At 64.7% G+C, this 21,517-nt stretch carries 21 protein-coding genes; 13 read left to right on the top strand and 8 right to left on the bottom strand.

The genetic code is table 11. From position 1 onward, the window contains the following. Positions 1-183 precede the first annotated feature (183 nt). Both VSR71_RS23490 and VSR71_RS23495 read left to right on the top strand, forming a co-directional pair. On the top strand, positions 184-1,329 hold the full coding sequence (locus VSR71_RS23490; protein ID WP_342916204.1) for an acyl-CoA dehydrogenase family protein: 1,146 nt from the start codon (positions 184-186) through the stop codon (positions 1,327-1,329). Positions 1,330-1,367: 38 nt separating this feature from the next. Beyond that, positions 1,368-2,603 carry an acyl-CoA dehydrogenase family protein gene (locus tag VSR71_RS23495; protein ID WP_342916205.1) on the top strand — a complete coding sequence of 412 codons (1,236 nt, stop codon included), beginning with the start codon at positions 1,368-1,370 and terminating at the stop codon, positions 2,601-2,603. Between the two features lie 413 nt (positions 2,604-3,016). On the opposite strand, the gene VSR71_RS23500 is transcribed toward VSR71_RS23495, so the two are convergent. From VSR71_RS23500 to VSR71_RS23520, 5 genes are all read right to left on the bottom strand, one after another. Beyond that, positions 3,017-3,310: a hypothetical protein gene (locus VSR71_RS23500; protein ID WP_342916206.1), complete on the bottom strand. Its 294-nt coding sequence runs from the start codon at positions 3,308-3,310 to the stop codon at positions 3,017-3,019. Positions 3,311-3,345: 35 nt separating this feature from the next. Continuing rightward, positions 3,346-4,311 (bottom strand): tripartite tricarboxylate transporter substrate-binding protein, encoded by a 966-nt coding sequence (locus tag VSR71_RS23505; protein WP_342916207.1) that lies wholly within the window; start codon positions 4,309-4,311, stop codon positions 3,346-3,348. Between the two features lie 64 nt (positions 4,312-4,375). Continuing rightward, complete coding sequence (gene gorA, locus VSR71_RS23510) at positions 4,376-5,716, bottom strand: glutathione-disulfide reductase (RefSeq protein ID WP_342916208.1); 1,341 nt, start codon at positions 5,714-5,716, stop codon at positions 4,376-4,378. 17 nt (positions 5,717-5,733) lie between these two features. After that, positions 5,734-6,999 (bottom strand): CoA transferase, encoded by a 1,266-nt coding sequence (locus VSR71_RS23515; protein ID WP_342916209.1) that lies wholly within the window; start codon positions 6,997-6,999, stop codon positions 5,734-5,736. Positions 7,000-7,030: 31 nt separating this feature from the next. Continuing rightward, on the bottom strand, positions 7,031-7,732 hold the full coding sequence (locus tag VSR71_RS23520) for a glutathione S-transferase N-terminal domain-containing protein (protein ID WP_342916210.1): 702 nt from the start codon (positions 7,730-7,732) through the stop codon (positions 7,031-7,033). Between the two features lie 134 nt (positions 7,733-7,866). On the opposite strand from VSR71_RS23520, the gene VSR71_RS23525 reads away from it, so the two are divergent. Both VSR71_RS23525 and VSR71_RS23530 read left to right on the top strand, forming a co-directional pair. Continuing rightward, positions 7,867-8,817, top strand: coding sequence for a LysR substrate-binding domain-containing protein (locus VSR71_RS23525; RefSeq protein ID WP_342916211.1), 951 nt, complete (start codon positions 7,867-7,869; stop codon positions 8,815-8,817). A gap of 100 nt (positions 8,818-8,917) precedes the next feature. Further along, positions 8,918-10,153 (top strand): CoA transferase, encoded by a 1,236-nt coding sequence (locus VSR71_RS23530; protein WP_342916212.1) that lies wholly within the window; start codon positions 8,918-8,920, stop codon positions 10,151-10,153. 330 nt (positions 10,154-10,483) lie between these two features. Here the strand turns inward: VSR71_RS23530 and VSR71_RS23535 are convergent, their stop codons facing one another. Both VSR71_RS23535 and VSR71_RS23540 read right to left on the bottom strand, forming a co-directional pair. Then, positions 10,484-11,083, bottom strand: a complete 600-nt coding sequence (locus VSR71_RS23535) for a 2-hydroxychromene-2-carboxylate isomerase (RefSeq protein ID WP_209759580.1) — start codon at positions 11,081-11,083, stop codon at positions 10,484-10,486. A 115-nt stretch (positions 11,084-11,198) separates the two neighbouring features. Further along, positions 11,199-11,762: a nuclear transport factor 2 family protein gene (locus tag VSR71_RS23540; RefSeq protein ID WP_342916213.1), complete on the bottom strand. Its 564-nt coding sequence runs from the start codon at positions 11,760-11,762 to the stop codon at positions 11,199-11,201. A gap of 113 nt (positions 11,763-11,875) precedes the next feature. Here VSR71_RS23540 and VSR71_RS23545 point away from each other — a divergent pair, with 113 nt between their 5' ends. Continuing rightward, positions 11,876-12,418 (top strand): MarR family winged helix-turn-helix transcriptional regulator, encoded by a 543-nt coding sequence (locus VSR71_RS23545; RefSeq protein ID WP_029047235.1) that lies wholly within the window; start codon positions 11,876-11,878, stop codon positions 12,416-12,418. A gap of 24 nt (positions 12,419-12,442) precedes the next feature. Here the strand turns inward: VSR71_RS23545 and VSR71_RS23550 are convergent, their stop codons facing one another. Beyond that, positions 12,443-13,666, bottom strand: a complete 1,224-nt coding sequence (locus VSR71_RS23550) for an IscS subfamily cysteine desulfurase (RefSeq protein ID WP_342916214.1) — start codon at positions 13,664-13,666, stop codon at positions 12,443-12,445. Positions 13,667-14,052: 386 nt separating this feature from the next. Between VSR71_RS23550 and VSR71_RS23555 the strand changes: the two genes are divergently transcribed. The 8 genes from VSR71_RS23555 to VSR71_RS23590 all read left to right on the top strand — a co-directional run bounded on the left by VSR71_RS23555 (position 14,053) and on the right by VSR71_RS23590 (position 21,503). Continuing rightward, complete coding sequence (locus VSR71_RS23555; protein WP_342916215.1) at positions 14,053-14,592, top strand: flavin reductase family protein; 540 nt, start codon at positions 14,053-14,055, stop codon at positions 14,590-14,592. Positions 14,593-14,628: 36 nt separating this feature from the next. Further along, a complete protein-coding gene (locus VSR71_RS23560) occupies positions 14,629-16,113 on the top strand; it encodes a 4-hydroxyphenylacetate 3-hydroxylase family protein (RefSeq protein WP_342916216.1) in 1,485 nt (494 codons plus the stop codon). A gap of 47 nt (positions 16,114-16,160) precedes the next feature. Beyond that, a complete protein-coding gene (locus VSR71_RS23565; protein WP_342916217.1) occupies positions 16,161-16,541 on the top strand; it encodes a cupin in 381 nt (126 codons plus the stop codon). A 2-nt stretch (positions 16,542-16,543) separates the two neighbouring features. Further along, entirely contained in the window at positions 16,544-17,887 is a 1,344-nt protein-coding gene (locus VSR71_RS23570; RefSeq protein ID WP_342916218.1) for an amidase, read from the top strand. A gap of 50 nt (positions 17,888-17,937) precedes the next feature. Then, positions 17,938-19,164 carry an ABC transporter substrate-binding protein gene (locus tag VSR71_RS23575; protein WP_342916219.1) on the top strand — a complete coding sequence of 409 codons (1,227 nt, stop codon included), beginning with the start codon at positions 17,938-17,940 and terminating at the stop codon, positions 19,162-19,164. A 69-nt stretch (positions 19,165-19,233) separates the two neighbouring features. Beyond that, entirely contained in the window at positions 19,234-19,923 is a 690-nt protein-coding gene (locus tag VSR71_RS23580; RefSeq protein ID WP_342916220.1) for a DUF2848 domain-containing protein, read from the top strand. A 67-nt stretch (positions 19,924-19,990) separates the two neighbouring features. After that, complete coding sequence (locus VSR71_RS23585; RefSeq protein WP_342916221.1) at positions 19,991-20,767, top strand: ABC transporter ATP-binding protein; 777 nt, start codon at positions 19,991-19,993, stop codon at positions 20,765-20,767. 16 nt (positions 20,768-20,783) lie between these two features. Next, on the top strand, positions 20,784-21,503 hold the full coding sequence (locus VSR71_RS23590) for an ABC transporter ATP-binding protein (RefSeq protein WP_342913476.1): 720 nt from the start codon (positions 20,784-20,786) through the stop codon (positions 21,501-21,503). Positions 21,504-21,517 lie beyond the last annotated feature (14 nt).

Raw genomic sequence — 21,517 nt, forward strand, 5'->3', positions numbered from 1 at the left:
CGGAAGCGACGAAGCGCCGCGTCGGCATTTTGATGCGGCGCCGCATGAAACGGAGAAGCGCGGGCCCCTGTGGCCCCCGCTCACCTTCGTCCGATGCGACGATGCGCCGTCCTGCGGCGTGCCCGGATCATGCTCGCGCAGGCTATCGCAGCCACGCCATCCCCCATTCCCGAAGGAGCCGAGGTGGATTTCAAGTTCAGCGAAGAACAATCGATGCTGCGCGACACGCTCGCGCGTTACCTGGCCGACCACTACGATTTTGAAGCACGCCGCGCCGCGGTCCAGTCCGCAGCGGGCTGGCGGCCAGATTGCTGGCGTGCGTTCGCGCGCGACCTCGGCATCCTGGGCGCGGGCTTCAGCGAGGCGCACGGCGGGCTGGGCGGCGGCGCTGCCGAGCACATGATCGTGATGGAGCAGTTCGGCCGCCACCTGGTGCTCGAGCCATATCTTGGCACCGTGGTGCTGGCCGGCGGCGCGCTGGCGCAAGGCAGCCCGGAGCTGGCGGCGCAGTGGCTGCCCGCCATCATCGGCGGCGAGGCCACCGCCGCGTGGGCGCATGCCGAGCCCGCCAGCCGTTATTGCCGGCATGACGTGCAGGCCAGCGCCACGCGCGCGGGCAACGGCTACAAGCTGAGCGGCCACAAGCACGCAGTGGTGGGTGCGCCGTTCGCCTCGCACCTGGTGGTCAGCGCCCGCACCGCAGGAGCGCGCCGCGACCGCGACGGCATCAGCCTGTTCTGGATCGCCCGCGACACGCCCGGCGTGACCCTGCGCGAATATCCCACCTTCGACGGCCAGCGCGCGGCCGAGGTGCTGCTCGACAACGTACAGGTAGCGGCCAGCCAGCGCATCGGCGCCGAAGGCGATGCCTTCGCGCTGATCGAGCAGCTGTGCGACCACGCCATGGTCGCGCTGGCCGCGGAAGCCAACGGCGCGATGGCGCGCATGCTGGCCGACACCATCGACTACGCGCGCCAGCGCAAGCAGTTCGGCGTGCCGATCGGCACGTTCCAGGTGCTGCAGCACCGCATGGCCGATATGTATATGCAGCTGGAGCAATCCGTGGCACTGACGCAGGTCGCGGCGAAGCAGGCCGCCGGCGCACCGGCGGCTTTCGCGCAGGCGGCGTGCGCGGCCAAGGTCCAGGCCGGCCAGGCCGGGGCCTTCGTCGGCCAGGGCGCAGTGCAGATCCACGGCGGCATGGGCGTCACGGAGGAACTGGCGGTGGGCCACTACTTCAAGCGGGTCACGGCGATCGACCTGCAGTTCGGCTCGGCCGAGCACCACCTGCGCCGCTACGCCGACCTGCTCTATCCCGCCGCGGCCTGAACCGCCAATCCCTGAGACCACGCCAGCGAGGCCCGTCGATGAATCTCGATTTCTCCCCGCAAGACCTGCAGTTCCGTGAAGACGTGCGCGCCTGGATCGCCCAGGCATATGACGACGAATTGCGCGCGATGATGGCGCAGTCCAAGAACGGCTATCTTGACAAGGCCGGCCAGGTGCGCTGGCAGAAGGCGCTGCATGCGCGCGGCTGGGCCGCGCCCAACTGGCCGCAGGAATACGGCGGCCCGGGCTGGACGCCGGCGCAGCGCTTTATCTTCCAGTCCGAGCTGGCCGCGGCCGGCTGCCCGCCCGTGTCGCCGATGGGACTGAAGATGGTGGCGCCGGTGATCATGAAATACGGCACGCCCGCGCAGAAGGCGCGCTTCCTGCCGCCGATCCTGGCCTCGGACGTGTGGTGGTGCCAGGGCTACTCCGAGCCCAATTCCGGCTCCGACCTCGCGTCATTGCAGCTACGCGCCGATCCCGGTACCGACAGCGACGGCGAGCACTACATCCTGAACGGCTCCAAGATCTGGACCACGCATGCGCAGTGGGCCGACTGGATGTTCTGCCTGGTTCGCACCAGCCGCGAGTCGAAGCGGCAGGAAGGCATCTCGTTCCTGCTGCTCGACATGCATACGCCCGGCATCACGGTGTCGCCGCTGCCGACGCTGGACGGCCCGGCGGCCGGACAGCAGGAAGTGAACCAGGTCTTCTTCGAGAACGTGCGCGTGCCGGCGGAGAACCGCATCGGCGACGAAGGCAAGGGCTGGACCTACGCCAAGTACCTGCTGGAGTTCGAGCGTGGCGGCACCTACAGCCCGATGCTGCGCAAGCAGCTGGCCAAGGTGGCACAGATCGCCGCGGAGCAGAGCGCCGACGATGGCGGGCGGCTGCTCGACGACCCCGCTTTCCGGCGCAAGCTCGCCGCGCTGCACGTGCGCACCGCCGCGCTGGAGGCGGTGGAGCTGCGCGTGTTCTCGGGCGTGGAATCGGGCACGTCGATCGGGGCGGCGTCCAGCATGCTGAAGCTCACCGGCACGGAGACGTTGCAGGCGGTCAGCGAGCTGGCGGTCGAGGCCGCCGGTCCCGCGGCACTGCCGTTCGTGCAGGACACCTGGGCCGGGATCCAGGGCCGCGAGGCCGCGCCGCGCGTGGGGCCCGACTATGCGGCCGTGCTGGCCCCGCGCTATTTCAACTACCGCAAGGCGTCGATCTACGGCGGATCGAACGAGATCCAGCGCAATATCATCGCCAAGCTGGTGCTGGGGCTTTGAGGTCGATGGTTGCTAGAGGGAGAATCGCCTGACAGCCTCTCCCCCTCGCGCGCAGCGATGCCGCACCGCCCAGATCGCACCCACTAGTGTGCATTGCCCCGCCGTCCGTACGGTTGTCGTGCACCGCTCGAGCACGGCATCGTCGGGAAACATTGAGAGTTCGGCACCGCAACCTAAAGTCACAGTAATTTCCAGGGCTGAACCCACTGCAATGGCCTGCCTCAGCCGCGCCGCGAGGCGACGCTCGATGCCGGATTCCTCCGTCTTCGAAGCGTTGCCCTCATCAACACCAAGTTGCCTCAGCATGGCCCGAATTCGGTGAAGCAGTTCGGCCGACGTGCATATCATGACAGTACGTCTCGACTTGAGGTCTGCGTCAGTCCTGCCATCCCCTGGCAAGCGCGCTGCCCAGATCATTCCCGCGATGCTTCACGAAGGCGCTTTTCGACGTCCGCCAGAATCCCGGTGGACACCTCGCGCACCTCCTGCTCTCTGCCTGGCGGGATCCAGGTCGACTCGACTTCAGCAAAAGTTCCCCGGCACTCGCGCCCTCCCTGACCATCTGAAACATGCTGCGCGACGGCAGCCGAGATCGCCTTCGCCGCCGTCGCGCCTTTGAACATCATAAGCGCCGCTGCCTCCATGGCGATCCGCCGGATAACGTCACTGTGCATGGCCGGTTCCATATGCCAGGTATCGTTGCCCATGATCGTTCTCAAGTCACCATGATGGCTGACGGCGTCTAGTCGATAAACGCGTTGGCCTGCCTGATGACCGGCATCCACCTTCCTATCTCGCTTCGCAACTGCAGTGACAGTGCTTCAGGCGTAGCGCGGTCAGGTGTTACAGGGATAGCACCAAGCTTCAGCATCCCTTCCCGGAAGGCCGGATCACTGACGGCATCCTGCAACGCCTTCACCAGCTTCGCGGCTACTGGCTTGGGCGTGCCCCTGGGCGCGTAGACGCCATGCCACACTGTCACTTCAAACTCCCCCAACCCTTGTTCGCGCAGGGTCGGCAGCTTTGGCAGTGCAGCCAGCCTCGACGACGTCGTGCTTCCGTAGGCTTTGACACGGCCGCTGTTGATCGGTTGGAGCGTGGTCGTCACCTGATCACACAACAGGTCGACCTGTCCTCCCTGAACATCGACCATGGCCGGCGCAGCCCCCTTATACGGAACGCTCGTCATTGCCGAATGGAGTTGGCTCATGAGCATCAGCCCGCAGAGGTGTGACGCTGTGCCGATTCCCGCGTTGGCGAGATTGATCTTCTTCTGATTGGCCGAGATGTAAGCCCGCAACTCTCGGAACCCGGAAGGTGCGAGAGTCGGACGCGCAACCAGGGTCATCGGGACATCAGCAACGAGCCCGATGTATTCGAAATCCTTCGTCGGATCAAACCGAAGCGTTTTTGTCAGCGCCGGCAGGGTGGCCATGCCGATGTTATGAATCAAGAGCGTATACCCATTGGGTTCGGCCCTCAGAACGGCCTCCGACCCCACAATCCCGCCCGTACTCGCACGGTTCTCCACGACAACGGATTGCCCCAGCGATCGCCCCATCGCGGCACTCAGGTGACGAGCCACAACGTCTGTCGGACCACCCGGTGAGAACGGCACCACCAATGTCAGTGGCCGGGAAGGGAATGATTCCCCGAACGAAGAACTGCATACCAGCCAACCGATGACAAATGCTGCAACGAACCTCATACCCTGTCTCCTTGCGTCATGCTCTTTGTGTGATGACTACTCTTTCTTCTCCGCTCCATGATCTTCAGTCATGGTTTCTCATGGTGACGAACTCCTCGGCGACGCTGGGATGAAGTGCGACGGTCCGGTCGAACTCACGCTTCGTGATCCCCCGCTGTAGCGAGATCGCGCCCATCTGAATGATTTCCGCTGCATCACGCCCCAGCATTTGCAGCCCCACGACACGGTCACTCCGCTTGTCAACGACGAGCTTCATCATGACGCGCTCACGACTCCTTGCCAGCGAAGCCCGCATCGGCCGGAAGTTCGTGCGGTAGACCGTGATGTCGGGAAGCGTCGCGCGTGCCTGGTGCTCGGTCATCCCGACACTGGCAATCTCTGGTGTGGAGAACACTGCCGTCGGCGTCAACCCGAAGTCGGGCGGACAAGACTGAGACGCCCCGAAGAGCGACTCGGCGAGCCACTGTCCTTGCCGTATCGCCACCGGGGTCAGGTTCAATTGCCCGATCGCATCGCCGATGGCATAGACACCCTCCATCGACGTTGCATATCGACCATTCACAACGATGGCGCCAGTCTGGTCCAGCGCAAGCGCCCCACCTGCTGCCATCGAATTCGGCGAGCGGCCTGTCGCATTCAGGACAAGCTCACAATCGAAGCCGTTCCCGGCGTGGTCCGCCACGCGATAGCCCCTGGGCAAGGCTTCGATGGAACGAACCGAGGTATTCAATCGAAGCTGGATGCCTTGCTCGAGGTATGCGGCGGCGACGCCGTGCTGCAGATCCGCATCGAATCCGCGCAGAACCGCCGGGCCCCGGTGCAGTAGCGTGACATCGGTCCCCAGCCCCTTGAAAATGCCGGCAAATTCGAGCGCGATATAGCCACCGCCAACGATCACGACGCGAGCCGGCAGATGCGGCAGTCCGAAGACCTCGTCGGAGGTGATGCAATGCTCCGCACCGGGAATGCCAAGAGGCGAAGGCATCGCGCCGGTGGCCACGACGATGTTGTCAGCCCACACCGTTCGGCCAGATGCGAGCCGCACCCGACCACTGCCCTCCACCGAGGCGCTCTCGTCAAAAATCGTGACCTGGGCGCTGTCCAGGCCCGTCCGATACAGATGCTCGAGCCGGCCAACTTCCTCGGCGATACCATCACGAAGCACACTCCAGTCATGGCCTTTGGCCTCAAGGTTCCATCCAAAGCCGACCGCATCGGATGCCTCCGCGCGGTAGCGGCTCGCGGTGACCAGGAGCTTCTTCGGCACACAACCGCGAATCACGCAGGTGCCGCCTACTCGCGACTGTTCCGCGACCGCAACCCGCGCGCCGAGTGCGGCAGCCGTACGTGCCGCCCTCACACCGCCAGAGCCTGCGCCAATGACAAACAGATCGAAGGTTTCCATGCTGTTGTCCACGGCGCTCATCGCGCGACACCCGCTTTTTCCGGCGCCGCCGCCTCCGGCTCGAGCAGCCTGTCTCGCACCAGCACGCCTTCGGCATACAACGCGTCGATCTCGCCATCGTCAAGCCCGGCGAATGTCTTCAGGACTTGCTCGTTGTGTTCGCCCAGCAGGTCAGCTCTCAAAGAGGATGGATACTTCCATGCGGAGAATCTCGCTGGCGGCCCCGGGATCTGGAATTCGCCGACGTAGGGGTCGCGCACCGTACGTACGGCGCCGCGTTCCTGCAGATGGGGATGGTTCATGGCCTCCCGCAGGGTGAGAACCGGCGCGCACGGAATCCGCTGCCGCTCAAGTGCATCGATGGCGGCGTCTCTGGACGGGAATGTACAAAGCCACGACTCCAGGATCTCCTTGAGCTGCGCGTTGTTGGCACGGCGCAGCGCCGCGGTGGCAAAGCGCGGGTCGGTCAACAGGTCATCGCGTCCCAGGGCCGACACAACCTGCTCCCATTGGTGCGGAAGTGTAGCCAGCGTGAGGTAGGTACCGTCCCCGCAACGGAAGATGCCAGTCGGTCCACCGTCGGGGTGCTGCGAGCCGGTGCGCGCTGGTTCATAGCCCTTGCGAAGGCTGACGCGCGGAATGGCTACCTCATGCATGTTGAAGTAGGTATCCAGCAGCGAAGTCTCGATGTACTGCCCTTCCCCTGTGCGCTCCCGATGCAACAGCGCGAAGCCAACCGCCATGGCGGCAGCGACCCCGGTTGATGCGTCCCCGATTGCCATGGTGATCAGGGCAGGACTGCCATCAGCCTCGCCGATAAGGTCCGTCACGCCGGCGTACGCTTGTGCGACGTAGTCGTATCCCGGCTTGTTCGCCAGAACGCCTTTCTGCCCCGCAAGCGAAATGGAGCACATGACCAGCCGCGGATTGATCTTCCTCAGCACGTCGTAGCCAAGACCGAAACGATCCATCACGCCAGGCGAGAAGTTCTCGACGAGCACGTCAAACCGCGTGATCATCTTGAGAACAAGCTCGCGCGCCTTGCTGGCCTTAAGATTCAGCGCGAGGCTCTTCTTTGAATGGTTGTGCTGAACAAAGTAGGTGCTTTGGGAGCAACGCTTATGCTCCGGCTTCTGGCTGCGCAAGCCGCCAACGCGGGTGCGGTCGCCGAATGGAGCGAGCTCGAGCTTGATGACCTCCGCACCCATTTCCGCAAGAATGCGTGTGCAGGTCGGCCCGGCAACGATCTGGGTGATGTCCAGCACGCGGAAGCCGGTGAGCATTGGGGTCCTGGTTTGCGACACTGTGCTTCTCCTATCGCGTGGCGAACTGATTCCTGCCAAAGAGGTTTTCCCACCGGTCGCCGCTCGGACTGGCACCTGTCTTGTCGACCTTCTCGGCGAGCACGGCGATACCGCGTTGCACGGCGGGACGTGCGCGTACCGCTGAGTACCAGCGCTGAAGGTGGGGGAAGTCCGCAAGGTCCTGGCCTTGCCATTTGTGGGCACGCAGCCACGGATAGGTGGCCATGTCGGCAATCGAGTAATCGCCCGCCAAGTATTCGGAATCAGCGAGGCGACGGTCGATCACCGTGTACAGACGACGTGCTTCGCCTGTATAGCGATCGATCGCGTAGTCGATCTTCTCCGGCGCGTACTTGCGGAAATGATGGGCCTGCCCAAGCATCGGTCCCACGCCCCCCATCTGGAACATCAGCCACTGCAGGACCTCGTACCGACTGCGGGTGTCCTGCGGCATGAACTGGTGGCCGCTTTTCTCCGCCAGGTACATCATGATGGCACCCGACTCGAACATCGCAATGGGCTGTCCGTCTGGGCCCTCATGATCGACAATGGCGGGTATCTTGTTGTTTGGGCTGATCGCCAGGAACTCCGGCGCGAACTGCTGCCCCTTGCCGATGTGCACCGGTATGACGTTGTAGGGCATCCCCAGCTCTTCGAGGAGAATGGAGGCCTTGTAGCCGTTTGGCGTACTCCAGAAGTAGAGATCGATCATCTCGGTGAAGTGGCTCGTTATTGATGGAGCCATCTTAGAAATGCCACGATCGTTGCGCCAATACTGTGTCCCGCTTGGGGCATGTCAAAAACTTATGGCTACCGCAGGCCGGCCGACGCGCCATACAATGAACCATGGAATTCCGACAACTCAAGTACTTCGTACGAATCGTTGAGCTGGGAAGCGTGTCGCGCGCGGCCGCCGATCTGTACACCGCTCAGCCGGCGCTCAGCCAGCAAATCGCCAAGCTCGAGGACGAGCTCAAGGTGAAGTTGCTGGCCAGAAGCGCACGAGGCGTGGTAGCGACAGAGGCGGGAGAAGTGTTCTATCGCCACGCGCGAGCCATGCTGCGGCAGGCGGAGTTGATGAAGAACGATGTCCAGCATGCTGGCGAGCATCCACAGGGAACCGTATCAGTCGGGCTGCCGACCAGCGCAGCGACGATACTTGCGCCCAGGCTTCTCGCTGCAGCAGCCAGGCAATACCCGGATATCCAGCTCCAGATCACGGAGAGCCTCAGTGGGCACCTCCAGGAACTGGTGGTGAACGGACGGATCGAGATGAGCCTGTTGTTTGAGCGTGTGGATGGAGCCGGTGCGGTACGCGAGAGCAGGCTCGGGGCTCATCTTGAGGTCAGTCCCCTGTTGACCGAGCGCCTGTTTCTTCTTTCGTCCCGACAAGCGGATGGAGCGGCACCTGAAGAGATCTCCATTGCGGAAGCGGCAAAGCGGCCACTGATCCTTCCCGGGCGATCCAACATCACGCGACAAATTATCGACGAGGCGTTCGAAGCCGCCGGGCAAAGGCCGGTCGTACTGGCAGAGCTCGATTCCCTCGCGACGATTCGCGCTGTCGTCGCAAGCGGCGTCGGCTCGACGATACTGTCGCCTTCGATCCCGGGAGGCACCGAGGGTTTCGCCGTCCAGCGAATCGCGGGGGCTGCGCTGCAGCGGCGCCTTTCGCTTTGCACCTTCGACATCATGCCGCTGAGCTCCGCCGCGCGCCGGATCATGGAACTGATTCGCGAAACCGCTCTGGCGCTGGTCGCCGAAGGCGCATGGCCCGGCGCCTCGAAGATCGGTTAGTCATACGGAATCGCAATACCGTCACCTCAAAGTCCTATTGGCCGGTTGTACTGTCGCGTGTCTAGACTTCGCATACGTCTAAACAGGCAAACGGCAACCCATGACAAAACGGATTCTTGACGGCGTCAAGATACTTGACCTCACCCGGTTCTTCTCCGGCCCTCAATGCACGCTGTTCCTCGCCGGGCTGGGTGCCGAAGTCATCAAGATCGACGATCCGGACGGAGGCGATCCGACCGCATTCTCACCGCCGTTTGCCGGCCCGCAGGGCGTCTCGTTCGAAAGGCGCTCCCAGCAGGACATGGGCATCGCGTACCTGAAGCGGGCGCGCGCGAAGAAGTCCACCACCCTTAACCTGAAGAGCGCGGACGGCAAGGAACTCTTCCTGCGAATGGTCAGGCACGCCGATGTCGTGGTGGAGAATTTCAGCGCGGGCGTCGCCGATCGACTTGGCATTGGCTATGACGTGCTGCGCGAAGCTAATCCATCCATTGTCTACTGCTCCCTGACCGGATACGGCTCCACGGGCCCCGCACGGAACCTCAAGGCCTATGATCTGATGGTCCAGGCGGCCGCCGGCTTGATGAGCATCACGGGTCAACCAGGCGCCGCACCCACGAAGGCGGGCTCGCCCCTTTCGGATGCGATTGCCGGCCTGTTCGCCGCGTTCGGGATCGTCGCGGCATTGAGCTATCGCCAGCGTACCGGTCATGGACAGTCGGTGGATGTTTCCATGACCGACTGCCTGCTGTCCTTGATCCTCGACGAGCCGCTGGATTGCTATCGCGAACTGGGCCTCTCCTTCCAGCAGGGCAACCGGATCATGCGCTTTTCTCCCTTCAACGCGTACAAGAGCGCGGATGGCTGGGTGACGATCGGCACCGCCAGCAATGATGACTGGTGCACGCTGCTGGACGTCATGGGACGCTCCGATCTCAAGCATGACCCCGACATCATGTCCGTCGCATGGCGCTTGTCGAACAACGCGACCGTTGACGAGATCGTTTCGAAATGGACGTCGGCGCTGCCCACTTCGGAAATCGAGCGGCACATGCGGTCCGCCAGGATTCCGTGCAGTCCGGTACGAACGATTGATGACGTCCTGGCCTGGGATCAGATCGTTTCGCGGAACATGGCTGTATCGCTGTGGAACCCCCTCGCGAACGCGACGATGAATGTCAAGGCTGCGTCATTCCCCTTGCGATTTGGCGGCGCTGACGCCGGTTATGACACGCCAGCGCCCGTACCGGGGGCACACACCGAAGAGATCCTGCGGGAATTGGCCGGCGTGGATGCCGCCGAGTTCCGACGGCTGCGGGAACGCAGAATCATATGAGTTCCACCAGGGCGGCGCTTCAGCTTGCTGCCCTTATCCCCCACGCCTGCTACGAGGCGCGGCGCGCGCCGATCGCATGTCAGTGGCGACTCGGCATGAAGACTCGGCAATGAAGCATTGGAAAATGCATGGCCGAAGCGTGGCCGGAGATTAAAACGATGGTTTGCCTGCGCACGGTACCTTTGCGATGCGTCGCAACCGGTGCGCGGAGGTAACATTCAGCCCCACCGGAGCCTTAAGCGGCGGCTCAGGGGCAAGACAAGGGTGCTCGCGAGAACGGCCTGCACAGCGGTGGCAGCCAAACCGATGCGCAGGCCGTCGTGCAGTCGTCTACGCGGCGCGCGCAAGTTCCTCTTCCATGAAATCGAGACGATCCTTCCCCCAGAACATCTCGTCGCCCACATACATCATGGGTACCCCAAAGACCCCCCGCTCTACCGCCGCGTCCGTGCTTTGCGCGAGCTCGGCACCGATTTCATCGCTCGCGGCGACCTCTTCGAACCAGGCAAAGTCGACGCCAAGCGCCTCGACGATCGGTCGCAAGCCCGCATAGTCGACGATGCTGGCATCGCCGCGCTCCCAGTATGCTTCCATCACCCGCTCGACAAATTCCAACTCCAGGCCTTTGCGTCGCATCGCAAGCGAGCCGCGCAGAACCCGGCTGGACTTGATCGGGAACTGCCGGGGAATCTGGAAAGGAACATTGTATTTCTCGGCCCAGCGCATCAGATCCCGCTTGCGGTACCGGAGCTTGGACTTCGGTTCCTTCATCAGTTCGTATTCGTTGTTCCGGAAGACATAGCCCAGATTGTAGGGATGCAGAACGAGTTCTGCATTGTGGCGCTCAAGGATCGGCTTGATCAGCTTGATGGCGAAGTAGGTGTTAGTGCTGCCGACATCCCAGTACAGGTCCACGCGCTTCTTTTCCATTTCGGCTCCAGTTGAATGAAACTGTGTTGAGTCTATGGAGGCGAGAATGGTCTGGCTAATATGGAATGGCGATTCGGGTATATCGGAAAACGATCGACCTTGGCCAAGCCTCGCTTTAGACAAATTCCTCCATGAACGCCAGCCTGGCATCAGCCGATGCCTGCGCTTGAACCGCCACCTGCAGCGTCTGCGACGGCAGCCATGGATACGGCAGCGCAGCCTGCAGGGCAGCCAGCATGGCCGCGCCGGCATCCGGCACCACGTCCATCCGCGCGATATGGATGTGCAGGCTGCCGATGCGGTACGTCCCATCCGGCTGCCGGGCAAAGCCCCAGCGGTAAACGCCCTTCCCCGCGCGCAAGGTGTGCGCCGCGGTCTCGCGCATCAGCACCAGCCACGGGACCGTCAGCGTGGTGCCATCCGCCGCGGGCGACAGGTCGCCGACGTAGTAGGTCCGGCAGCGATCGAAAGTCTTGGCGAAGTCAGTCACCAGCGTCGCCGCGATCGCCGCGGCGCCTTCCGTCTGTGCCGGAAAGCTGATGGTGTCGGTGTCGATCGAGAAGGTCAGCATGGCATCCGGCGCGAATGCCTCGTGGATCAGAGCGGGCCGGTTATTGTCCTTGGCCTCGACATAGCGGGCCAGCAGCGCTTGGGCTTCGGGTAGGGGAATCGCATTCATACGGGCAACGCGTTGGCGTAAAAAGTTGGGCCGGACAGCACCTGAGGCCGCGCGGCGAGTTTGGTAGAATTTGGCACAAAGCTTGCATTACAAGCTAATCAAACAATCCGCCGATGGCTACGACTCCTGCAAACAAGACCCTGACAATCACGCATCCGGCTTGCCTGATCGATGGCTCGGACCGCGAGTTCCGGCACCTCGTCAACGGCCTGCTGCCGTTCGCCGCGCGGCTGCTGTCGGTGCGCGACGGCTTTGGCAACCTGGTCGGGCTGACCGGCGTGCAATATTCGCTGATCCGCTCGATCGCCCACCTGTCACAGCAAGGCGAGGTGACGGTGAACCAGCTTGCCGACCACCTGCACCTGAGCGGGCCGTTCATCACCATCGAGACCGGCAAGCTGAAGAAGCTCGGCCTGATCGACAAGAAGGCGCATCCCGACGACAAGCGCAAGATGCGTCTGACCATCACCACGGCGGGCAGCAAGCTGCTCAATGAACTGCTGCCGGTGCAGCAGCAGATCAACGACGTGCTGTTCGACGGCGTCACCCGCACCGAATTCAAGGTGCTGTGCTCGGTGGTCGACCGCCTCGTCGCCAACGGCGACCGTGCCGCGCTCGACCTGGAGCACCTGCAGGCGCGCCGCCTGAAAGGCTAGCGGCACGCCGCCGTCAAGGCACAGTCAATGCGAGGCCCATTGCACGGTGCCGACATCGATGCCCTCCTGGTGCATCTCCCATAGCGGGCTGAGCTCGCGCAGCCGCGATACCGTGGCGCTGACCTGCCGGATGACTTCGTCCACTTCGGCCTCGGTGGTGTAGCGGCCCAGCGTAAAGCGGATCGAGCTGTGCGCCAGCTCGTCGCTGCGGCCCAGCGCGCGCAATACGAACGACGGTTCCAGCGACGCCGAAGTACAGGCCGATCCCGAAGACACCGCCACGTCCTTGATGCCCATGATCAGCGACTCGCCCTCGACGTAGTTGAAGCTGATGTTCAGGTTGTGCGGGATGCGGTGTTCGAGGCTGCCGTTGACGTAGACCTCGTCCAGCCGCGACAGGCCCGCCAGCAGCCGATCGCGCAGCGCGCCGACACGGCGTCCCTCCTCTTCCAGTTCCAGCCGCGCCAGCCGGAAGGCTTCACCCATGCCCACGATCTGGTGCGTCGGCAGCGTGCCGGAACGCATGCCGCGCTCGTGGCCGCCGCCATGGATCTGCGCCTCCAGCCGGATGCGCGGCTTGCGGCGTACGTACAGCGCGCCGATCCCCTTCGGCCCGTAGACCTTGTGCGCGGTCACGGTCAGCAGGTCGATCTTCAGCGCCACCAGGTCGATCGGGATCTTGCCCGCGGCCTGCACCGCGTCGCAGTGGAACACGATGCCCGCCGCGCGGCAGACCTCACCGATCTGCGCGACCGGCTGGATCACGCCGATCTCGTTGTTGACCATCATCACCGACACCAGGATGGTGTCCGGCCGCAGCGTCGCGCGCAGCACATCCAGATCGATCAGGCCGTCGGGTCCCACATCGAGATACGTCACGTCGAAGCCTTGCCGCTCCAGTTCGCGGCAGGTATCGAGCACGGCCTTGTGCTCGGTTTTTACCGTGATGATGTGATTGCCCTTGCCGCGATAGAAATGCGCCGCGCCCTTGATCGCGAGGTTGTTTCCTTCGGTCGCGCCGGAGGTCCAGACAATCTCGCGCGGGTCGGCATTGAGCAGCGCCGCAACGTGCGCGCGCGCCGTTTCCACGGCCGCTTCCGCCTGCCAGCCATAGCTGTGGCTGCGCGATGCCGGGTTGCCGAACTGCTGGTGCAGGAACGGCACCATCTTGTCGACGACGCGGAGATCCACCGGCGTCGTCGCACTGTAGTCCATGTAGATGGGGAGTTTCTCTTGCTCGAATTTCATGGGGCGCATTCCTGGCTGCGGAGAGTGTACGACCGGGGGTAACGCGAACCCGCTGGTCAGGGAAAGTGCGGCCGAGTCTAGCATCGGGCAGCGCACCGACGCGCAGGCGCCATGCTGGCGATAGGGTTGCTTCGCGCTGTCGCCAGCCTCTTCGCAATCTCCCGCCGCATTCCCTCCACCTCCCGCAAACCGTTGTGCCACAAGGCTTACCGGCATTCACGCGGCGGCGCCGCGAACGTGCAAAACCTGCCGCCTAGGGTTTCCACCAACTTGAATACCGCAGTTTGTTAGCATTCAATGAAACCTAATTTACAAAGCTAATTAAACAAACAAATCAACAGACTGCGGCGACCGGACCGGTTGCCCAAACATGCGTAGGAGTCGTGATGGCTGAGTCATCTGTCGATCGGGGCGTCGTACTGGACGCCGACGCGCAGCGCCGTTTCCGCAACGCGCTGGCCATGTTCGCAACCGGCGTCGCCGTGATCACCGCGCCGCGTGCCGGAGAGGTCCCGGTCGGCATCACGGTGGCGTCGTTCAACTCGGTATCGCTGGATCCGCCCCTGGTGCTGTTCTCGGTCGATCGCCGCTGCCTGAGCCTGGCCGACCTGCGCAGCGCGCCGCGCTATGCGGTCAACGTGCTGGCCGAGGCGCAGCAGGACATCTCGAACCGCTTCGCCCGCGCCAACTCGGGCAAGTGGGACGGCATCGACTTCGGCGCCACGGGTGAATGCGGAGGCAGCCATGTGCTGCTGCCGGACACGCTGGCGACCTTCGAATGCGAGCCCTACGCGATGCATGACGGCGGCGACCACGTGATTTTTATCGGCCGCGTGGTCCGTCACCAGGCCCGCCACGACGGCCGGCCGCTGATCTTCTTTGGCGGCAGATACCGGGCGCTGGAAGACAGCCCTGCCGCCGCCTGAATCCAACAACACAAGCAGTCAGTACAGGAGAACGACATGATCAAGACCGGCACCCAGCACATCGCCATGCTGCGCGATGGGCGCGAAGTGTACCTCGATGGCAAGCGCGTCACCGACGTCACGGTGCATCCCGCCTTCCGTAACTCGATCCGCAGCTACGCCAATCTCTACGACTTCCAGGCGCATCCCGAGAACGCCGACAGGATGACTTTCCAGCCTGACGGCAGCGACCGGCGCGTCAGCCGCATCTGGCAGCTTCCCACCAGCTACAACGAACTGGTCGAGCGCCGCGAGATGCTGGAGGCCTGGACCGCGCTGCACTACGGCTTCATGGGCCGCTCGCCCGACCATGTCGCGTCGTGCATCTCCGGCATGTACATGGGCATCGACGTGCTCGAGCAGGCCGACCCGGCACGCGCCGGCGCCTTGCGCGACTACTACCGCTACGCCCGCGACAACGACCTGTTCCTCACCTATGTGATCGTCAACCCGCAGGCCAACCAGGCCAAGGCGGCGCACGAGCAGGAAGACAAGTACCTGGCGGTGGGCATCGTCGACCAGGACGCTGAAGGCATTACCGTGCGCGGCGCCAAGATGCTCGCCACCAGCGGCATCATGGCCAACGAGGTCTTCTGCAGCTGCATCCAGCCGCTGCGCGAGGGCGACGAGATGTATGCGCTGTCCTTCGCGGTGCCGATGAACAGCAAGGGCCTGAAGGTGATGTCGCGCAAGTCGTACGAAGCCAGCGCCACCTCGGTCTTCGACAACCCGCTGGCAAGCCGCTTCGACGAGAACGATGCGGTGCTCTACTTCGACGACGTCAAGGTGCCCTGGGACCGGATCTTCGTCGCGGGCGACGTCGCCATGTGCGCGAAGCAGTTCCATGCCACGCCGGCGCACGTCTACCAGAACTACCAGTGCCAGGTGCGGCTGATGGTCAAGCTTCGCTTCCTGGTCGGCCTGGCGCATCGCATTACCGAGATCAACGGCACCGCCGGCTTCCCGCAGGTCAAGGAACTGCTGGGCCAGCTCGCCGCCGAGGCGGGCATGGTCGAGGCGTGGGTCTACGGCATGGAAGCCAAGGGCCAGGTCAACCAGAACGGCTACTTCATCCCCGACCGCGGCATGCTGTACGGCTCGCAGGTGGTGACGCAGCAGCTCTACGCCAAGGTCCTCAATACGCTGCGCGAGCTGGCCGGCGGCGGCATGATCATGCTGCCCTCCAGCATCGAGGATTTCGCCAACCCCACGCTGGCCGACATCATCGCCAAGACGCAGAAGTCGCCGGTCTGCAGCCCGGAAGAGCGCGTCAAGTTCTTCAAGCTTGCCTGGGACGCGGTCGGCTCCGAGTTCGCCTCGCGCCACAACCAGTACGAGATGTTCTACGCCGGCGCCACCTTCGTCACCAAGGGCCATGCCTACCGCACCTATGACTGGAAACGCGCGTCTGGCCTGGTCGACAACATGCTCGGCAGCTATTCCCTGCAGGACGAACTGGCCCGGCTGCCGCAGGCCGCCTGAGCGCGGCACGACCCGTCCCCATCCTTGCCTCGATAACGGAGATCAGCATGGCAATCAACAAACTTCACGACGAGTTCCATACCCTGGACCTCTCCTCCGGCTGGGAAGTGCCGGAAGGCTACCCCACCGGCATCCAGCAGAAGATCCTGTCCGGCGCGCTCGACGAAAGCGGCCGCCGCGGCAGCCGGACCCGCCTGCTGCGCTTCGATGCGGGCATCTTCACCAAGGCGCCGTTCGTCCACGAGTACTGGGAGGAGGTGTACCTGCTCAGCGGCGACCTGACCGTTGGCAACAATGCCAACGGCGACGGCGGCGAAGCCTTCGAGCCCAACACCTACGCCTGCCGCCCGCCCGGCGCCTTCCACGGCCCGTTCCGCTCCAACGGCGGCTGCATGCTGCTGGAAATCCACTACTACGACCCGGCCTGATCATGGAAGCCACCGTAGCCGCCGCCAAGCGCCAGCTCGCCGACGGCAGCGCCAATGCGCTGTCCCTGCTGGCCTCGTGTGTCGAACGCATCTGCAATCCCGGCGGCGAAGGCGCGCGCGTCTTCCCGCACGGCGTCAGCATGGCCGCGCGCAAGCAGGCGCAGGCCAGCGACATGCTGCGCGAACAGGGCGTGGCCGGTGCCCTGGCTGGGGTGCCGGTGTCGGTGAAGGACCTTTTCGACGTGCAGGGCGATGTCACCCGCGCCGGCGCGAAGGTGCTGCCCGAGCGCGCCGCCAGCGCCGATGCCCCTGCCATTGCCCGCCTGCGCGCCGCGGGCGCCGTCTTTGTCGGGCGGACCAACATGACCGAGTTTGCCTATTCCGGCGTTGGCATCAACCCGCACTACGGCACGCCGCGCAACCCGTTCGACCGGCAGGCCGGGCGCATCCCGGGCGGCTCGTCGTCGGGCGCGGCGGTCTCGGTAAGCGACGGCATGGCGCTCGCCGCGATCGGTTCGGACACCGGCGGCTCGTGCCGTATCCCGGCGGCGCTGTGCGGCATCGTCGGCTTCAAGCCCACCGCGAGCCGGGTGCCGCTGCAGGGCGCCGTGCCGCTGTCGCCCAGCTACGACTCGGTCGGCTGCCTCGCCAATACCGTCGCGTGCTGCGCCGCGGTCGACGCGGTGATGGCCGGCGAAGCGCCGCCCGCGGCGCCGGCCAGCCTCGCCGGCCTGCGCCTGGCCGTTCCCGGCGGGATGGTGCTGGACGGGATCGACTATGTGGTCGCGCAGGCGTTCAGCGACGCCTTGCGCCGGCTTTCCGCCGCCGGCGCGCTGCTGCACGACGTGGACTTCGACACCTGGGGCCAGCTTGGCGAACTCGGTCACGGCGGCGGGCTGGTGGCCGCCGAGGCCAGCGCCTGGCACGGCAAGCTGATGGCGGCACACGCCGACCGCTACGACCCGCGCGTACTGTCGCGCATCCGGCTGGCCGACGGGCAGCTCGCGGCCGACTACCTGCGCATGCGCGACCGCCGTGCCGCGCTGTGCCGGCAGGCGGATGCCGAACTGGCGGGCTTCGATGCCGTGGTGCTGCCGACCGTGCCCATACTGGCGCCGCGCATCACCGACCTCGACGACGACGACGCCTTCTTCACCACCAACCGGCTGCTGCTGCGCAATCCGGCCATCGCCAACATGCTCGACCTGTGCGCGCTGTCGGTCCCTTGCCATCGCCCGGGTGAAGCGCCGGTGGGCCTGATGCTGTTCGGCCGGCACGGCGCCGACCGCAGGCTGCTGGCGATCGGCATGGCCGTGGAAGCGGCGCTGCGGCAGCTCCACAGGTAAGCGCAGCCTGAGCAGTACCAACTATTCCTACAAAGACCCAAGGAGACAACATGCCTGATATCCGTATCGGCGCGGCCGCGCTCGCCTGCGCCAGCCTCATCTCGGGAGCCGCCGTGGCGGCCGACCCCGCCCCAATCAGCGATGGCGTCGTCAAGATCGGCGTGCTCACCGACATGTCGTCCATCTTCTCCGACATCGGCGGCAAGGGCTCGGTGATCGCCGCGCAGATGGCTGTCGACGACTTTGGCGGCAAGGTGCTCGGCGCGCCCGTGCAGGTGGTCAGCGCTGACCACCAGAACAAGACCGATGTGGCCGCCACGCTGGCGCGCGGCTGGTTCGACAACCAGAAGGTCGATGTCATCCAGGATGCGCTGCCGTCGTCGGTGGCGCTGGCCGTGTCCAACCTGGGCAAGCTCAAGCACAAGATCGTCATCGCCAGCGGCGCCGGCACCACGCGGCTCAGCAACGAGGACTGCTCGCCCTACACCATCCAGTACTCGTACGACACCTACGCCTTCGCCGCCAACACGGTCAAGGCGCTGACCCGCCGCGGCGACAACAGCTGGTACTTCCTGACCGTCGACTACGCCCTGGGCGCGTCGCTGGAGAAGGACGGCACCGAGGCGCTGTCGAGCGTCGGCGGCACGCTCAAGGGCAAGGCAAAGCACCCGATCAATTCCGCCGACCTGTCGTCGTACCTGCTGCAGGGGCAGGCGTCCGGCGCCCGCGTGATCGGGCTGGCCAATGCCGGCGCCGATACCGTCAACGCGATCAAGACCGCGGCCGACTTCGGCATCAACGGCAGCGGCAAGCAGCGGCTGGCGGGCCTGCACATGTTTATCAGCGACATCCACAGCCTCGGACTGCAGGCCGCGCAAGGCATGACGCTGACGACTTCGTTCTACTGGGACCGCGACGACGCCACGCGCGCGTGGTCGCAGCGCTTCTTCACCAAGACCGGCAAGATGCCGACACTGGTCCATGCTGGCGTGTATTCGTCGACCATGCACTACCTGAAGGCGATCCAGGCCGCGCGTACCGACGACAGCGACGCGGTGCTCGCCAAAATGCGCGCCACGCCGGTCAACGATTTCTTCGCGGCCAACGGCACCATCCGCGCCGACGGCCTGATGGTGCACGACATGTACCTGGTGGAGGTCAAGCGGCCGCAGGAATCGAAGCGCCCGTGGGACTACTACAAGATCAAGAGCGTGATCCCGGCCAGCGAAGCGTTCCGCCCGCTCAGCGCCAGCGCCTGCCCGCTGGTCAGGAAGTAAGCCAGCCCGTCAATGCGACCGGCGCGCTGCCGCCGGCCATCCCCTCCCCCGCACAGAGAGCCCCCGAACATGAAGACCCTTACCTTTGATATCGACAGCCGCCAGGGCAAGTCGCAACGCGCCGTCGCCATCCGCCAACTGGTGGTGGCGGGATGGACCGGCCGCGACGTCGAGGCCATGGAAACCCATATCCGCGAACTGGAAGAGCTCGGCGTGAAGCGGCCGCCCTACACGCCAGTGTTCTATCGCGTTGCCGCCGAACGGCTGGGCGCCGCACCGGAGATTCAGGTCAGCGGCGAGGCCAGCAGCGGCGAAGCCGAATTCCTGCTCGTCAACGACGGCGGCGAGATCCTGGTTGGCATCGCCTCGGACCACACCGACCGCGAGGCCGAGACCTATGGCATCACCGTATCCAAGCAGATGTGCGAGAAGCCCTGCGCGCCGACGCTGTGGAAGCTGGCTGAAGTGCAAGGCCATTGGGACCAGCTGGTGCTGCGCTCGTACGCCACCATCGATGGCGAGCGCGTGCTGTACCAGCAAGGCGCGGTGACGGCGATGCGCTCGCCAGCCGACCTGCTCGACCGCTTTGCCGGGCATGGCGGCAGCTTCGGCGAAGGCTCGGCGATGCTGTGCGGCACGCTGCCGGCCATTGGCGGCATCCGTCCGGCGCAGCGTTTCGAGATCGAGCTGGAAGACCCGGTGCTGGGCCGCACGCTGCGCCACGCGTATGCGATCGCGACGCTGCCGGTGGAGGGTTGAGCATGTCGCGCCATCCATCTCGCCGCCAGCAACGTGGCGTGGCGGCCAACGACAAGGAGGCACGGCCATGCCGCATGACGACCTGATCCTCGCGACCCGCAACCTCGGCAAGTCATTCCGCGGCTTTACCGCGGTCAACGGCGTCAACCTGCAAGTCCGGCGCGGCTCGATCCATGCATTGATCGGCCCCAACGGCGCAGGCAAGACCACTTGCTTCAACCTGCTCACCAAGTTCCTGGAGCCGACCACCGGCACCATCGTATTCAACGGCATCGACATCACCTGCGAAATGCCCGCGCAGATCGCGCGCCGCGGCGTGATCCGTTCGTTCCAGATCTCGGCGGTGTTCCCGCACCTGACGGTGATGGAGAACGTGCGCATCGGGCTGCAGCGACAGCTCGGCACCGCTTACCAGTTCTGGCGCAGCGAGCGCTCCCTGAATGTGCTCAACGACCGCGCCATGGAGCTGCTCGAGCAGGTGGGGCTGACCGAGTTCGCGCAGACGCTGACGGTGAACCTGCCGTACGGGCGCAAGCGCGCGCTGGAGATCGCCACCACGCTGGCGATGGAGCCTGAATTGATGCTGCTCGACGAGCCCACGCAGGGCATGGGCCACGAGGACGTGGACCGCGTCACGCAGCTGATCAAGAAGGTCTCCGCCGGCCGCACCATCCTGATGGTCGAGCACAACATGAGCGTGGTCTCGTCGATCGCCGACAAGATCACCGTGCTGCAGCGTGGCGCGATCCTGGCCGAGGGGCCTTACGCCGAAGTGTCGAAGGACCCGCGCGTGATGGAGGCCTACATGGGCACGGCCGAAGCCGAGCTGCAGGGCGCGCACTGAAGCGGGGGACGATACGATGAGCACGAACAACACTCCCGCACTCGAAATCAAGGGCCTGCAGGCCTGGTACGGCGAATCGCACATCCTGCACGGCGTCGACCTCACCGTGAACCGCGGCGAAGTGGTGACGCTGCTGGGCCGCAACGGCGCCGGGCGCACCACCACGCTGCGCGCGATCATGGGCCTGACCGGCGCGCGCAAGGGCTCGATCAAGGTCAACGGCAACGAGACCATCGGCCTGCCGACGCACAAGATCGCGCACTACGGCATCGGCTACTGCCCCGAAGAGCGCGCGATCTTCTCCAGCCTGTCATGCGAGGAAAACCTGCTGCTGCCGCCGCAGCTCAAGGGTACGGATTCCGGCATGAGCGAGGCCGAGATCTACGACATGTTCCCCAACCTGAAGGAGCGCCGCCAGAGCCAGGGCACGCGCCTGTCGGGCGGCGAGCAGCAGATGCTGGCGGTGGCGCGCATCCTGCGCACCGGCGCCAACCTGCTGCTGCTCGACGAAATCTCGGAAGGGCTGGCGCCGGTGATCGTGCAGGCGCTGGCGCGCATGATCCGGATGCTCAAGCAGAAGGGGTACACGGTGGTGATGGTGGAGCAGAACTTCCGCTTCGCCGCGCCGCTGGCCGACCGCTTCTACGTGATGGAGCACGGCAGCATTGTCGAACGCTTCGATGCCGGCGAACTGCAGGCAAAGATGCCGGTGCTGCATGAACTGCTGGGCGTATGAGTCTGACGAGGAGC

This window comes from Cupriavidus oxalaticus (genome assembly GCF_038900635.1).
In the GTDB taxonomy this organism is placed as follows: domain Bacteria; phylum Pseudomonadota; class Gammaproteobacteria; order Burkholderiales; family Burkholderiaceae; genus Cupriavidus; species Cupriavidus oxalaticus_B.

Bases quoted from the DNA above. Each gene is read 5' to 3' on its own strand.
- VSR71_RS23585 (WP_342916221.1), top strand. From the start codon at position 19,991: ATGCCGCATGACGACCTGATCCTCGCGACCCGCAACCTCGGCAAGTCA.
- VSR71_RS23580 (WP_342916220.1), top strand. From the start codon at position 19,234: ATGAAGACCCTTACCTTTGATATCGACAGCCGCCAGGGCAAGTCGCAA.
- VSR71_RS23545 (WP_029047235.1), top strand. From the start codon at position 11,876: ATGGCTACGACTCCTGCAAACAAGACCCTGACAATCACGCATCCGGCT.
- VSR71_RS23505 (WP_342916207.1), bottom strand. From the start codon at position 4,311: ATGAGGTTCGTTGCAGCATTTGTCATCGGTTGGCTGGTATGCAGTTCT.
- VSR71_RS23535 (WP_209759580.1), bottom strand. From the start codon at position 11,083: ATGGAAAAGAAGCGCGTGGACCTGTACTGGGATGTCGGCAGCACTAAC.
- VSR71_RS23560 (WP_342916216.1), top strand. From the start codon at position 14,629: ATGATCAAGACCGGCACCCAGCACATCGCCATGCTGCGCGATGGGCGC.
- gorA (WP_342916208.1), bottom strand. From the start codon at position 5,716: ATGGAAACCTTCGATCTGTTTGTCATTGGCGCAGGCTCTGGCGGTGTG.
- VSR71_RS23515 (WP_342916209.1), bottom strand. From the start codon at position 6,999: ATGCTCACCGGCTTCCGCGTGCTGGACATCACCCAGATCGTTGCCGGG.
- VSR71_RS23540 (WP_342916213.1), bottom strand. From the start codon at position 11,762: ATGAATGCGATTCCCCTACCCGAAGCCCAAGCGCTGCTGGCCCGCTAT.
- VSR71_RS23520 (WP_342916210.1), bottom strand. From the start codon at position 7,732: ATGATCGATCTCTACTTCTGGAGTACGCCAAACGGCTACAAGGCCTCC.
- VSR71_RS23590 (WP_342913476.1), top strand. From the start codon at position 20,784: ATGAGCACGAACAACACTCCCGCACTCGAAATCAAGGGCCTGCAGGCC.
- VSR71_RS23530 (WP_342916212.1), top strand. From the start codon at position 8,918: ATGACAAAACGGATTCTTGACGGCGTCAAGATACTTGACCTCACCCGG.
- VSR71_RS23550 (WP_342916214.1), bottom strand. From the start codon at position 13,666: ATGAAATTCGAGCAAGAGAAACTCCCCATCTACATGGACTACAGTGCG.
- VSR71_RS23555 (WP_342916215.1), top strand. From the start codon at position 14,053: ATGGCTGAGTCATCTGTCGATCGGGGCGTCGTACTGGACGCCGACGCG.
- VSR71_RS23495 (WP_342916205.1), top strand. From the start codon at position 1,368: ATGAATCTCGATTTCTCCCCGCAAGACCTGCAGTTCCGTGAAGACGTG.
- VSR71_RS23565 (WP_342916217.1), top strand. From the start codon at position 16,161: ATGGCAATCAACAAACTTCACGACGAGTTCCATACCCTGGACCTCTCC.
- VSR71_RS23570 (WP_342916218.1), top strand. From the start codon at position 16,544: ATGGAAGCCACCGTAGCCGCCGCCAAGCGCCAGCTCGCCGACGGCAGC.
- VSR71_RS23525 (WP_342916211.1), top strand. From the start codon at position 7,867: ATGGAATTCCGACAACTCAAGTACTTCGTACGAATCGTTGAGCTGGGA.
- VSR71_RS23575 (WP_342916219.1), top strand. From the start codon at position 17,938: ATGCCTGATATCCGTATCGGCGCGGCCGCGCTCGCCTGCGCCAGCCTC.
- VSR71_RS23500 (WP_342916206.1), bottom strand. From the start codon at position 3,310: ATGGGCAACGATACCTGGCATATGGAACCGGCCATGCACAGTGACGTT.